The sequence below is a fragment of the Nocardioides cynanchi genome, from assembly GCF_008761635.1.
GTDB lineage: Bacteria > Actinomycetota > Actinomycetes > Propionibacteriales > Nocardioidaceae > Nocardioides > Nocardioides cynanchi.
The window spans coordinates 1,860,769-1,874,074 of record NZ_CP044344.1; the positions used below are offsets into that span (position 1 = coordinate 1,860,769).

At 67.3% G+C, this 13,306-nt stretch carries 12 protein-coding genes; 6 read left to right on the top strand and 6 right to left on the bottom strand.

Going from position 1 to position 13,306, the window contains the following annotated elements:
- Nucleotides 1–61: 61 nt before the first annotated feature.
- Nucleotides 62–982, top strand: a complete 921-nt coding sequence (locus E3N83_RS09120) for an aldose 1-epimerase family protein (RefSeq protein WP_151082968.1) — start codon at nt 62–64, stop codon at nt 980–982.
- Between the two features lie 321 nt (nt 983–1,303).
- Here E3N83_RS09120 and E3N83_RS09125 read toward each other — a convergent pair whose 3' ends face one another.
- Nucleotides 1,304–1,777, bottom strand: coding sequence for an allene oxide cyclase barrel-like domain-containing protein (locus E3N83_RS09125; RefSeq protein ID WP_151082969.1), 474 nt, complete (start codon nt 1,775–1,777; stop codon nt 1,304–1,306).
- A 157-nt stretch (nt 1,778–1,934) separates the two neighbouring features.
- Here E3N83_RS09125 and E3N83_RS09130 point away from each other — a divergent pair, with 157 nt between their 5' ends.
- Both E3N83_RS09130 and E3N83_RS09135 read left to right on the top strand, forming a co-directional pair.
- Nucleotides 1,935–3,089 (top strand): sensor histidine kinase, encoded by a 1,155-nt coding sequence (locus E3N83_RS09130; RefSeq protein WP_238343172.1) that lies wholly within the window; start codon nt 1,935–1,937, stop codon nt 3,087–3,089.
- Complete coding sequence (locus tag E3N83_RS09135) at nt 3,086–3,835, top strand: response regulator (RefSeq protein ID WP_202879367.1); 750 nt, start codon at nt 3,086–3,088, stop codon at nt 3,833–3,835. Before E3N83_RS09130 ends, E3N83_RS09135 begins: the two co-directional genes overlap by 4 nt.
- A 91-nt stretch (nt 3,836–3,926) precedes the next feature.
- Here E3N83_RS09135 and E3N83_RS09140 read toward each other — a convergent pair whose 3' ends face one another.
- The gene (locus E3N83_RS09140; RefSeq protein ID WP_151082971.1) at nt 3,927–4,601 is read right to left on the bottom strand and encodes a response regulator transcription factor; all 675 of its coding nucleotides are present in this window, start codon (nt 4,599–4,601) and stop codon (nt 3,927–3,929) included.
- Nucleotides 4,598–5,797: a sensor histidine kinase gene (locus E3N83_RS09145; protein ID WP_191908030.1), complete on the bottom strand. Its 1,200-nt coding sequence runs from the start codon at nt 5,795–5,797 to the stop codon at nt 4,598–4,600. Before E3N83_RS09145 ends, E3N83_RS09140 begins: the two co-directional genes overlap by 4 nt.
- A gap of 204 nt (nt 5,798–6,001) precedes the next feature.
- Between E3N83_RS09145 and E3N83_RS09150 the strand changes: the two genes are divergently transcribed.
- On the top strand, nt 6,002–6,496 hold the full coding sequence (locus E3N83_RS09150) for a hypothetical protein (protein ID WP_151082973.1): 495 nt from the start codon (nt 6,002–6,004) through the stop codon (nt 6,494–6,496).
- 784 nt (nt 6,497–7,280) lie between these two features.
- On the opposite strand, the gene E3N83_RS09155 is transcribed toward E3N83_RS09150, so the two are convergent.
- From E3N83_RS09155 to E3N83_RS09165, 3 genes are all read right to left on the bottom strand, one after another.
- Nucleotides 7,281–8,816 carry a hypothetical protein gene (locus tag E3N83_RS09155; protein WP_151082974.1) on the bottom strand — a complete coding sequence of 512 codons (1,536 nt, stop codon included), beginning with the start codon at nt 8,814–8,816 and terminating at the stop codon, nt 7,281–7,283.
- 343 nt (nt 8,817–9,159) lie between these two features.
- Entirely contained in the window at nt 9,160–10,479 is a 1,320-nt protein-coding gene (locus E3N83_RS09160) for a CorA family divalent cation transporter (protein ID WP_191908031.1), read from the bottom strand.
- Between the two features lie 133 nt (nt 10,480–10,612).
- Nucleotides 10,613–10,852: a hypothetical protein gene (locus E3N83_RS09165; protein ID WP_191908032.1), complete on the bottom strand. Its 240-nt coding sequence runs from the start codon at nt 10,850–10,852 to the stop codon at nt 10,613–10,615.
- An 884-nt stretch (nt 10,853–11,736) separates the two neighbouring features.
- Here E3N83_RS09165 and E3N83_RS09170 point away from each other — a divergent pair.
- Nucleotides 11,737–11,973 (top strand): hypothetical protein, encoded by a 237-nt coding sequence (locus E3N83_RS09170; RefSeq protein WP_151082977.1) that lies wholly within the window; start codon nt 11,737–11,739, stop codon nt 11,971–11,973.
- Between the two features lie 18 nt (nt 11,974–11,991).
- A complete protein-coding gene (locus E3N83_RS09175; RefSeq protein ID WP_151082978.1) occupies nt 11,992–12,231 on the top strand; it encodes a hypothetical protein in 240 nt (79 codons plus the stop codon).
- Nucleotides 12,232–13,306 lie beyond the last annotated feature (1,075 nt).

A 13,306-nucleotide genomic window follows, 5' to 3' on the forward strand; every position in this document is an offset into this window, starting at 1 on the left:
CCGCCCGTAGGCCGAGGCCGAGCACGGCCTCGCCACGCGCCCACGAACCGAAGGACACCACATGACCCGATCACCCTCAGGTGTGCAGTTCGAGCTCAGCCTCGGGGAGCAATGCGCGACCGTCGTCGAGGTCGGTGGTGGCATCCGCGAGTACCGCGTGGGTGACCGCGACGTCCTCGAGCCCTACTCCCCCGACCAGATGTGTGACGGCGCCCATGGTGCCCCGTTGATCCCCTGGCCGAACCGCCTGGCCGATGGGCGCTACGCCTTCGACGGCACCGACTACCAGACCGCGCTCACGGAGCCGGACAAGCGCAACGCCATCCACGGCTTCCTGCGTTGGCGATCGTGGCTCGCCGTCGAGCGCGCGAAGGACCAGGTCGTGATGGCCACCACCCTCCATCCCCTCCCGGGATACCCCTTCAGCCTCGACGTGCAGATCGGCTACCGCCTCGGTGCCGGCGGGCTCACCGTCACCACCACCGCCACGAACGTCGGCGATCAGCCGTGCCCGTACGGCAGTGGGCAGCACCCTTATCTCTCCCCCGGCCAGGGACGGATCGACGAGTGCGCCCTCCAGCTGCCGGCGGACACCCGGATCCTGACCGACTCCGACCGTCAGCTACCCGTCGGACGTGAGGGCGTGGTCGACACGGCCTTCGACTTCCGTCAGGAGAGGCGGCTCGGCGATCTCGAGGTCGACGACGCCTTCACCGACCTCCATCGTGCCGCCGACGGCCTCGCCCGGGTTCGGCTGACCGGAAGCGACGACCGCACCGCCCAGCTGTGGGTGGATGACTCCTACCACGTCATCGAGATCTTCACCGGAGACACCCTCGCCGACGATCGACGTCGCAGGGGGCTGGGCGTCGAGCCCATGACCTGTCCCCCGAACGCGTTCCATAGCGGAGACCACGTGATCCGTTTGCAGCCCGGGATGTCCGCCACCTCGAGCTGGGGGGCCACGCTGACCCCGTCATGACCTCCGTCGTCATTGTTCGCCAGTTGAAGGAGCGCCACCCGGAAAGCCGACGAACCCCACCAGCGGGAGGTAGTCCCTAGGTGACGTCGACGCCCAAGCGGTCCACGTTCTCACCGAACAGCCCTGCACGTGCACATTCGGCGCCCTTGCATCCTGGACACGCTCTACGGACAGATTGCTTCGATCGCCGTTGGCTCCGTGTCCCGCCGCCTCGTCATGTAACCGTGAACCCTCGCCTCGGCGGATCTATGTGCGGGCTGCAGCGGAGGCATCCTCACTAGTGGTGGGGGTGTCTCCGCCGCGTCGGCTGCGCCGTGGTGGTCAGGATTGCAGGGTGACGGTGAGCAGCTGGCGCTGGTCCGGGAAGTCGAAGGTGATCTGGCCCGCAGCACCCTGGTAGCGGCCGGTGCCGCCGGTGATGGCGAGGACGAACTCGGGCGTCTGGCTGACGATCCCGGCGAACTCCAGCGACCCGTGGCGAAGTCGGAGAGTGCCGCTGGCCTGGAAGAGGTGCGCGGCGGCGTCGACCTCGACGCCTACGTTGTGGAAATGCCCCACTCTGGTCCCGTCGCGGGTGAGCCGTCCGGTCAGGATGACGGTGTCGCCGAGTCCGGGTCCAGTGGTGCCGAGATCCTCGAACGCCTCCTGGCTCTGGTGGGCGACCAGGTGCATGGTCGTGGTCCCGGTGGACGCGGATGCCGAGCCGTTGGTGGCCACGGCGACCCCGGCTCCCAGGGCCCCGATGCTGAGGGCGGCGACGGCAGCGCTGCAGGTCGAACGGGTCATGCTGATCATGAGGTGCCTCCTGGCGGGGTCGTTTGTTGGTCGCTCTCCACGCTAGGAAGCCGGGCCCAGTCTCGCGTCGTACCGGGGGTGGGACTGGCGACGTCGACGATCCATCGAAAGGTGGACGCTGCGAGTGAGGTCAGCGACTAGCGTCCTCGACGTGAGGATGCTGGGACGTCGTCGTGCGCTCGACGCTGGTCTAGTCGCGCTCACAGCGGGCGTGTCGGCCTCGGTGCTGTGGGGCGGCCAGGGTCCCCGGGTCACCGTTGCCGTGTGCTCGGGGCTCTCGGTCCTGGTCTTTTGCGCCCGTGGGCGACAGCCGTTGGCGGTGACGATCGCGTCGTTCGGCCTTCAGGCGGTGAGTCTGGCGCTCGTCCCGTCATCAGGGCTGTTGCAGTTCGTCGCGTCACTGTTCACCTTCGCGTTGGCGGGCGCGGTGAATCGGGATCGAGACCTCGTGGTGGTGTCAGTCGTCGGCGTGGCCTTCCTGGCGTACGCGACCTTCGGGTTGCCCACCAGCGGTGGGGTCTCCGACTTCGCGCTCTCCACGTTGATCGCGATGGGTTTCCTCGGCGCGGGCTGGCAGGTCAGCCGTCGAGGACGGCTCTTGGTCGAGGCGCGTGACACCGCCGACGCCGTCGAGGCCGCACATCGCGAGCGCACGAGGCGAGCGGTGACCGAGGAGCGGGCCAGGATCGCAAGGGAGCTCCACGACGTGGTGAGCCACGGTCTGTCGGTCGTGGTCGTTCAGACGCAGGCCGCCCGTAGCGCCGTCGAGGACCAGGGCCCCGACGAAGAGCAGGTCGTAGGCCGCCTCACCGCCGTGGAGGAGACGGCTCGCGAAGCCCTCGGAGACATGCGACGGATGCTCGGCCTGCTCCAAGCCGATGCGATGTCCCGCCAGGATGTCGAGCCCGAGGTCTTGGTGCTTGGCGACCTGGCCACGCTGGTCGAACGCGCCCGTGCAGCCGGATGTCAGGTCACCGCGGATCTCCCCGAGCCTGCCCCACCCGTGCCTGCCGGCATCGGGCTCGCGACCTATCGGATCGTGCAGGAGTCCGTGACGAATGTCGTCAAGTACGCGCCCGGCGCCGAGGTCGACGTCCACGTCGATGTCGGGCGTGACCTCATCCGCATCCGGGTGCGCAACACGATCACCCAGCCGTCCCTCGAGCCGTCGACCGAAGGGCACGGGTTGGTCGGCATGCGTGAACGTGCGTTGATGTACGGGGGCCAGTTCTCCGCCGGCGTCGTCGACGGCAGGTTCTTCGAGGTCGTGTCCGAGCTACCCCTCACGTCGAGCACGACGGCGGCTTCGTGAAGGTGATCCGCGTCCTCGTCGCAGACGACCAGTCCCTTGTCCGAGACGGATTCCGCGCCCTGATCGAGCGTGAACCAGACCTCACCGTAGTGGCCGAGGCCAGTGACGGCCTGGAAGCGATCGACCGCACGCGACGGCATCACCCCGACGTCATCCTGATGGACATCAGGATGCCTCACGTCGACGGCCTCAGCGCCACACGACAGATCCTGGCGCCGTCGTCGAGCGCGAGCCTGGCCGCGCGGCCTCGGATCATCGTGCTGACCACCTTCGACCGCAACGAGTGGATCTTCGAGGCTCTCCGCGCGGGCGCGAGCGGGTTCCTGCTCAAGGATGTCCGGGCCGCCGCGCTCGTCGAGGCGATTCGCGTCGTCCACGCGGGAGAAGCGCTCCTCGCGCCGTCAGTCACACGACGACTCGTGGAGGAGTTCGCCAGGAGCCCCACGGCAAGGTCAGCGCGCTCGCCCGAGCTGGACAACCTCACCCGGCGTGAGCTGGACGTACTCCTCCTCATCGCCGCCGGCCGATCCAACACCGAGATCGCCCGGGCACTCGTGGTCGAACAGTCCACCGTGAAGACTCACATCAACCGCATCCTGACCAAGCTGAACCTTCGAGACCGAACCCAGGCCGTCGTGTTCGCCTACGAGAACGGGCTCGTCGTCCCCGGCGACCCAAGCGCCCCGACCGCGCACTCACAGCTTGGATCCGAATGGGGGCCGGACCCACGATGGCCGCGTCAGTGAGTCCAGCGAGATCCGCGAGCCGGCGCCATATGTCGATGCGTCTAGCGCTCGGACCGCCCATCCACTCTTCGCGAATGTCGGCTCCCGACGGTTACGGCATGCCCGGCGCGACCAGGCCTGCCTCATAGGCCGCCACCACGAGCTGTACCCGATCCCGGCAGCTCAGCTTGTTCAGCAGGCTGCTGACGTGAGACTTGACGGTGGCCTCGCCGATGAACAGCTCCGCGGCGAGCTCGCTGTTGCTCAAGCCACGCGCGACACCGACCAGCACCTCACGCTCACGCTCGGAGATCGGTGGCAGCTGTCGCGGCACGCTCCCTGCGGCGCGGCCGGCGAACTCCGAGATCAACCGGCGGGTGATGGAGGGTGCGATCAGCGCGTCGCCGCGTGCGACGACATGGATCGCCGAGGTCAACTCGTCGGGCGGACAGTCCTTGAGCAGGAAACCACTCGCTCCGGCGTCCAACGCCGCGAACACGTACTCATCGAGGTCGTAGGTCGTGAGGACCAGCACCGCGGTCCCCGGGAACCGGTCGCTGATCCGCCGGGTCGCCTCGATCCCGTCCAGGACCGGCATCCGAATGTCCATCAGCACGACGTCCGGTGCCAGCCGCTCGACCAACTCAAGCGCCTCCTGTCCGTCGGCGGCGTCGCCCACCACCTCCAGGCCGTCCTCACCGTCGAGCAGCTTGCGGAAACCGGCACGCAGCAGGAGCTGGTCGTCTGCGATCACAAGGGTGACCCGCTCACGCGGAGCTGCCTTCATCCGACACCCACCGCCGTCACCGGTAGCCGCGCACGGACGGTCCACCCGCCGCCGGCGGCCGAGCCGGCGCTGATGGTCCCGCCGAAGACGTTGACCCGCTCACGCATGCCGATCAGCCCGTGCCCGGGCCCGGCGGCAGCGATCGCGTTACCGGGGCCAGGGCTCCCGTCGTCGGTGACCTCGAGATCGAGGTGGGTGCGCTGGAAGGCGACGCCGACCCGCACGCAGCGGGCGTTGGCATGCTTGAGCACATTGGTCAGCGCCTCCTGGACGATCCGGTACGCAGTGAGGTCGAGCCCCGGCGGCAGGCGTGACCGGTCACCGCAGACCTCGACGTCGACCTGCAGCCCGGCCGCCCGGACCGCCGACAGCAGGTCGTCCAGCTGGCCCAGGCCCGGCTGCGGCGAGAGGGCCACGGGGTCGTCGGTACGCCGGAGCAGTCCGAGCAGCCGCCGGAGGTCGACCAACGCCTCGCGGCCGACCCTCTCGATGGAACCCAGCGCGGCGTCGATCGACTCCTCGTCGACCCCCGGGCCGCGCAAGGAACGACGCTCCGCGCCTGCCTGCACCACGATCACCGACAGGCTGTGGGCAACGACGTCGTGGAGCTCGCGCGCGATGCGGGCACGTTCGTCCTCGACCGCACGCGCGGTCTGCCGCTCCTGTTCCGCAGCCAGGATCCGCGTCGCCTCCCACGCCTGCCTGGCCTGCTCGGTGCGCCGGCTGATCAGGAAGCCGACGCCGAAGCCGACCGCCAACCAGACCGCGATCGGTGCCACGTCGCCCGAGCGAGCGCCGACGAGGTCCACGAACAGGCCGAGCACGAACCACGCGGCGAGAACGCCCGCGCCGGTCGCGAGCCGGCGTCGATCGTGGAGCGACCCGAGGCAGTACGCCGCGCCGACCATGAGCAGGAAACCCTCGAACGGCCCCTGGGCCCCGGACGGCCACGTCGTCGTCCACCACGTCACCGCACCGATCGTCGCCGACGGCGCCAGGAGGGGCGCCCGCCGTCGTACGCCGAGGCCGGCCACGGCCACGACAAGGAACGCGACGTGACGCACCGGCGACCCGGGGTAAGCGACCGAGTGCGGCTGCTGCGAGATGTTGACGACACCGATCACCAGGACGACCGTCGGGGCCACCCAGTCGAGCGCGACGCGGCGCATCTGGAGGGCGTGGTCGCGTCGAGTCATGTCCGGCACAGTAACCCCGGGTCCAGCCACTGCGCGTCCCTCTGACGACGGTTCGTCGTTCCCCCTCGGGTGGGATCCGTAGCGCTGTCCTTTCCGCCGTGAACCGGCCACAAACCGTCCGTGGGCCGAGGCGTACCGGCGGCTCGTGCTCATACGGTCCTCGGCAGCCGCGACGGTCGCGGCACCAACCAAGGGGTATCCACCATGAACACCTTCCGATCTCTCATCACCGGGGTCACCGTCGTCGCGGCGGGCGCGGCGGCAGCGGCCACCCTGGCCACGACCGGCACCGCGTCGGCCGGGCCGGCTGACTCGCCCAGAGCCAGGACGTTCACCCTCCGTGCACACCACGGCAGCGACGCGAACATCGACCTCGGCACCACCGGCTTCAGCGCCGGCGACCAGGACCTGTTCACCGGCTCACTCAGCCGCAACGGGGCCCACGCCGGACGGTTCGCCGGCACCTGCACCACCGTCCGCGCCGGCAAGACGACCGCCGACCAGCTCTGCGAGTTCGTCCTCCACCTCGCCCACGGGCAGATCACCGCCGCCGGCACCGTCCGCTCCGGCCGGTCCGGCCCAGGCACCTTCGCCCTCCCGATCCTGGGCGGCACGGGCCGCTACGGCACAGCCGCCGGCCAGATCACGGTCACCGCGACCAACGGCAATGCATTCCCGATCGCCATCACGCTCCACTAAGGCGCCGAGGATCCATTCGCTGAAGGGCCCCGAGATCGACCCACTCCTGAGTGCCGCCCGGTCTGGCTTATGCAGGCTGGGCAGCACCTCGGGAACAATCCTGTCGCCAACACTTGAACCGAAACGAATCTGCTTCTGTGCCTAGCCGCTCGGGTTTTGAACCCGAGGCATTCGTCCCCGAACGGTTCAAGTCCCGGCACTCCAGCAAGTCGCCGCGCGCTTGAGCGGCGACCGATTCGCGCTAGTTCCGGTCCGACCCTGGGGCGTATGTGGACTGTCTGGACACCGGTTCAATCCAACAGGCCCTGACCTCTGCGTTTCCGCAGGTCAGGGCCTGTCTTTGGTAGGGGGCAGGATTTGAACCCTGCGACCTCTGGTGGTAATCGGGCTCCTACCGATGACTGCCGATCGGGCCAGAACCAAGCCGATTCACGCTCGACTGTGCGGGATCAGCCGCTCTGACACTGCCGACTATAACCCGCCGGAACTCCCTCAGTTGGTCCCAATCTGGACAGTAAGTGGCCATCGGATCAAGTCCCTGGGCCAGGTCACACCTTCGTGGCTCAGAACCGTCGTAGGCGCGCCGACAGCCGGCGGAATGACGCACCTCGGCGGGGAATGAGCAGCGGTCGGCGAAGGCCTGCTGGAGTTGAAGCATGCAGGGCTGCATGTCCGACGGGCTCTCCGGCGCCTACCACCAAACGTGTGACCAGTCGCCGCAAACGTCATCACAACACGACGCTGGCATCGTGCCCCGGGCCCCTGCTGGATCTGGGCCCGACTTCTATGCGGCGTGCCTGGGCGGAGCGGACCCTTTCTGCCTTGCGCCGATCACTGCATCGACCAGACCCCAGATCCAACATCCCGCCCAGGGGAACACCGCGAACGCGCCAACCTGGGCCGGGGTCAGCTCGATGATCAGCAAGCTAGCGAGCCAGCCGACGAAGATCAGGGCGCCCACTGGCCGTCGGTTCAGCGTCGAACCGAGCCCGGCGACGAAGAAGGACGCGAGAAACGCCAGCCCTGGACCGACTCGTCGCTGGCTGCCGCTGTGCGGCCCAATGGTGGTCGCGAAACGCCGTCTGCCACCCACCGGGGTCGATGCCGGGGTTGGAGACGCCGGGGTGGGTTGCGGGACTGGTGGCCGGAGGTAGGCAGGTTCTGGATCACCTGGATCCAGTACGGGCTTGGCCCATGGCGCCTCAAGAGGTGGCTGGGTGCCGCGACCCGACTCGAGTCCAATGGGGTGCGAGGTCTCCGGGGACCGGGTTCGGACCACTACCTCACGGGTTCGGCCCGTGCGATGCAAGCCGACTTTCTGGGCGGTGAGCCAGGCCTCCATGCGGGCTCCGTCTGCGTCTGCAAGGGTGGTGTCTGGGTTGATGCGGGTGCAGTCGACGTCGAAGATGACGTCGCTGGAGGCGCCGGGGCCGCCGCGCCCGACCACCCGGATCGACTGGAGCGATGTGGCTACTGCCCAGGCCTCCCGCAGGGTGGCGAGCAGGTGGATGGCCAGCAGTTGGGCGTAGACCTGGTTCAGCTCGGTCTTGGTCCAGGCCTTCGTGGACAACTGGCCGCTGGGAGTGATGTTGGCTTTGCGCTCCGGCAGCACCGACATTGAAGGCAGATGCAGATCCAGACGGGCCGTGCTGCCCTTCGCCTCGACGACGTCGACCGCCGCCGGGTTGTCGGAGAAGGCTGTGACCAGGACGCTGGTCAGGACCGCGGACTGGCCGGCCTGTAGTTGTCGCCACCACATGTCTGCAACAGTTTGCTGCCTCGTGGCAGCCCGCTGAGCCCACTGGTCGTGAGCTTCCGCATAGGCGGTAACCGACTCGTGTATCAGGTGTCGAAGCGCCGCTCGACGCGAGCGGTCCCAGATGCTCACCTCCCTGCGGCGGGCCCGCCACTCCAGCCGCGCCATAGCGTTGGTGTCGACCCGGCCTGGGGCGGGAACCCTGGGAGGCGGGAGGGGGTGGAACTTCTCACGCCCGACCAGCATCAGCTGCTCGAGTGCGTTGTGGGCGGCGGCCCCTTCGGCGTAGCGGCGTTCAGTGGCGGTGCGGCCGGTGCTGACGCGGTGAGCCGTCGTTGAGCTCCTGCTGCGGCTGCCGCGATTGGGGTACAGGGCTGCACCGATGAGCGCGTTCTCAGCGGCGCCAATGGGATTGGTTACCGTGTACAGGGCGCGACTGGCCTGTTTGATCGGACGAGGTGTAACCGCGTTCTTGGCTGTCCGCACGGGATGCATCGCCTTGCGCACCGTGCGCGGTGTCGCCTTACGCACCGACTTGCGCACCATCCGACGTGCGAAGCCCATCGCAACCCCCGAAACGTGTAAGACAGTGAACAGACCCCCTGCGGGACGATTACATCCCGATTCGAGCTAAGAGGCGCCGCAATCAGAACATTCGCAACGGAGTTCCCTCCAGAGTCGACCCGTGCTCGCCATCCTGTGCGGGTGATCCTCGACGGAGGCGCGGCCGCCGTGGAACCTTCCGCGGTCCCGGGGTGAAGTCGGACGAACGTCCCTTCCCTATTTGGACGAAGTTGCCCGTGGCCCGCGATCAGGAGGGATCGACGAAGCCTCCAGACGGGTTCTTGCCTGAGTTCGCTCCAGTGTCCACAGGCTCCATGTCATGGATGGGAGACGGTCATCCGGGTCAACGCATGAGCTTGCGGATGACGACGTAGGAGATGGCAGCCGAGACCACCATGAGCACGACCATGATCACGAAACCGGCCCAGGTACCGCCCTCGGGCAGGGCAGTGTTGGCCCCGAACAGCCCGGCGACGAAGGTGGGCACGAGGACCAGACCCGTGACCTTCCCGAGGTAGCCCTGCAGCCTCTCCGAGGACTCCTGCTGCCGGGCCTGGCTCTGGAGCATCAGTAGATCCATATCAGCTCGGATCTCTTCAGAGAGTTGCGCGAGCTTCGCGGTCGCCGCATCAACGGAGGAAGTCAAGGCAGCTGACTCATCGGTATGCACGGTCTTGGTGGGATCGCCCTTGCGTGCGCCCTCGTGCTCAGCGAACCAGGTGTCGTTGGGCATCTCCTCGCCGGCGAGTTTGAAGGCGTTGACGCTGCGCGAGAACTCCCCGACGAGGGACAAGAAGTTGCTGATTTCGACGGCAGCAGCCTTTAGCGTCTTGCGCTCTCCAGGGCGGCTCTGGCTTGCGTGGCCGCCTTGATCTCCGAGGGTTTTGTAGAACTCCACCTCCCACGACGAGACCCACCTCTGGAACATTCGCAGCGAGGCCCCGTAGGTGGCGACCAGTGACCTCGCCAGGTAGGCCCCCAGGTCTCCGGCACCGTTGGGCTCCCCCGATCCGCTGCGCACCTTAGTGTCCTGGGTCCATCGGTACGACACGTAGCTCATGAACGGCTCCTGCAGCAGAGGTAGTCCGTCATGGACCTCACCGCGCCCGACGAGGGTCCTGCTGCGGTGCCAGCAGGTGATCAGCCATCCCGGACCGATGACCATCTCCACCATCTGCACGATGAGCTGCTCGTCGATCTCGTCGAAATCGTCGTCGTCGTCGGGGACCTCGCGTGCGATCAGGGCCGGGATCGAGATTGTGCGTACCCCCGTGCGCTCGTCCCCGTAGGTCTCGGTCTTCGGCTGAACGTCGGGGGTGAGGAGATCTCTGACCATGATCTTGTTCAGCCCAGGGCACCAAGTCTTCAACCGCGCGGTGAGCTCGTGCACGTCGTCGTCCGATGGCTCGGTTCCGCGTGGATCTACGTCGAACCACCGCACAACGCCCGAGGGGACGGTGGATGGCTTGTCGGGTTCACGAAGGGGTTCGAACTTCGCAGCAACACCAGGACTCCACAGGCTCACGCGGACGCCGAGATCGCCAACCCGATGGTCGGCTTGCTCTCCGTCTGGGTCGAGGCGGAGGTCGAGTACGTCGCGACGGGAAATCTCCGGACGGGGCAAACCCAGTACGACGCCTCGAGCAGACAGCGCCCGCTTCATGTCTCCGATGTCGCAGTGGACGCCTTGAGTACGGAACGCATGCAGGAGGGACGAGACCTTGGCGTGGCGGCTCGTGCCCGGGTATACACGCAACTCGTCGGCTATGCGGTGCGCGACCTGATCACGCCACTCATCAGCGTGGGTTCCGGTTGAGCTCGACTCGTCGACCGTCGTACCGCCACCTTGCGCCATTGACTCCTCCAGCCATCCCCGCGTTGGTCTGCGGACCAAACAAATCAGCGCTCATCGCCGTCGTGTCCTGCTGGCCGACATCGAGACCGATCGCCTGGATCCCCACGCTGATCACGATGAAGGTGCTCCGCACCATCGCAATGATGTAGAGCGGGATGACCATGAACAGCAGCGAGAACACAGCGCCCACCGCGATCCCCCCAACGCTCCGACCAGCGGCTTATCTGTGTCACCTCGGATGAGTCCGCCGCAAACGCACCGTAAGCCCAAACCGCCGCTCTTGAAAGAGACTGTCGGAACTGCTTTACGTCTCGGGTCAAGGGCTTGTCGCGGCGGCCCGGGTGCTGGGCTCGGGTCAGGCTGAGTTGGCCTGCGCACACCAGGTCGTGCAGACCAACTGCCCCCGACCCGCTGGCGGCGCTGGCCGCACCAACTGAACCGATCCGGCTCCTCGATGCGAACTGGAGACTTCGACTACCCCGGACTCGGCCCCGATGCAGATCCAGGCAAGAGCAATCTGGGCTACGGATTGACTCGCCATTTCCACGGTGGCCGAGCGGTGGATCGCGGGTTTTGCCGATATGGCGCCGCTCGCCACAGGACACGAGTGGCGTGTTGGGGAGGGCACCGGGCTACGACTCTGACCAGAGCGAGACCTCGCGCCACCGGCACAGGCCCTGCGGGCAAGCCGCTGCTGGCCCTGTCAGCAACCATCCTGAACGACGCTTTCGCCGATCTCCTGACACGGAGGCGACCCTGCAGCGGACGTCTGGCTCCTCGCGCGTGCGCGCGAGGGGGTGGGACCACCCGGGGGTAAAAGCCCGTACCCGGGGAGCCCCAGAAAGCCGCCTCGTCGATCTTCTCCCCCACGATCGTGGTGGCGCCGATGACGGTGACCCCGGATGCCGCCGGCTCGGGCGAGTACAGCTGGTATACCGAGGCGAGGAGCGTCGCGGCGTCACCCGCTGTCCGCACGACCGCTGGCCTCGACGGGCGCGAGCGCACATCGCGCGCGACGTCAAGGTTTCCTTTACAGACTTTCTCTGTCAAGGTAACCTTGACAGAGTGGAGATCCGGGACTCGGCCCATCGCCACGATGTCACCAACCAGGACATCCTCCACGCGTGGGAGAACGCCTTGCGGTACATCGAGTACGAGTATGAGGGAGAGGATCGGCTGTTGGTCATAGGACCCGACACGCACGGAAACATCCTTGAACTCGTGGCCGTCCCCGTTGCGGAGCCGGCACGGATCATCCACGCCGACCAACTTCGTCCGAAGTTCTACGACTACCTGCGATAACTACGAAGAGGTGATGACATGAAGCTGAGAAACCGCAAGGACACGACCGGACTCGATGTCCTCGATCCTCGCAAGACAGAGGCTCGCGATGCCCAGCACTTCCGGCGCATCATCGAGGCACGCAAGGGCGTAGACGCCGCGGAGGTCGAACTACGGGCAGCCGTCAAGGCCGCGCGCGACGCGGGAGACTCCTGGGCGGTCATCGGTGCCGCGCTGGACACGACTCGGCAGGCCGCCTTCCAGCGCTTTGGGGAGTAACGGGCGTTAGGCTTCCGCGATGCCTAGCTATCGCGCGAGGATTCAGCCAGGGCAGCCACGAGTCTTGGCGGCCCTGCGCGCATCGCTAGCTGAGGAGGGGTCCGCGGTCATACAAGCGCCGCGGCTCGAGGAGCAGCGCGACGCGGCATCTGTGGCGGCATTGGCGGCAAGCGCCATGACACTGGTGATCCAGGCATCTGACTCGGCATCAGTCAGGCGCGCCATCAGGAAAGTTAAGACGCGGCTGCCCGGCGGTGGAATTGACGCCTCAATCGACGATGTCGACGCGTGACGATGCCCGCCACCACGTGCCCGATCGGCTCAGGACGTAAACATACCCGAGGCGTGAGAGTGCCCTGCCGCATACACCCGGAGGGCGGCAGGGCACTGGGAGCTGCGGCGTCCAGTTCCAAAACTCAGTTCCCGGAGGAACCAACCACTACGGTCGTACCCGACAGCAGGTCTCACAAACGTGACGATGCCCGCCGGAGACTCGGGTAACCAGCGGGCATCGCTGCGCCATGTTCCCAGAGACGGCGCGCTCTCTTACCGTGGCGCCTACGGCAAGTCTAGGCAGTCGGATGCACCCGCACCAGAGCTCCGGGAGCCGTTTCGCTGGTGCATCATCTCGCGGCGCGACGAGTACTCATTGCCAAGTGCCGTAGCCGGCCGGGCGCGCCCCGCCGGCTACGGGGATAGGCCGGCGGGGCGCTGATCTTCCGGTGGCGACAGGAGAACGCCCGAAAGGTGCTCCCAACCTACGAGTGCAGCGGCCCCAGCCGTCCAGGACCCGTGCTGGCCAGGGGGAGCACTCGATACGTGTGCTCCGCGCGGGACTGGACGACTGCGCGCGGAGCACACAATGACCGGGTCCCCCTGTTTAGCGCGCTACCCCCGGTCACACGGGCCGCACACTAGGCCTCGCCGCCACCGGGCTCCAGACCCGCATGGGCCAGGGGTATGACGATGGCCGCCGGAGTCTCGGGTCTCCGGGCGCAGATGGCAACGACCCGACAGTTGCCGGTAGCCTCGGCGGTAAGGTTCTTGACTGCGCCTGCAGAGCGGTCAGGGCCGA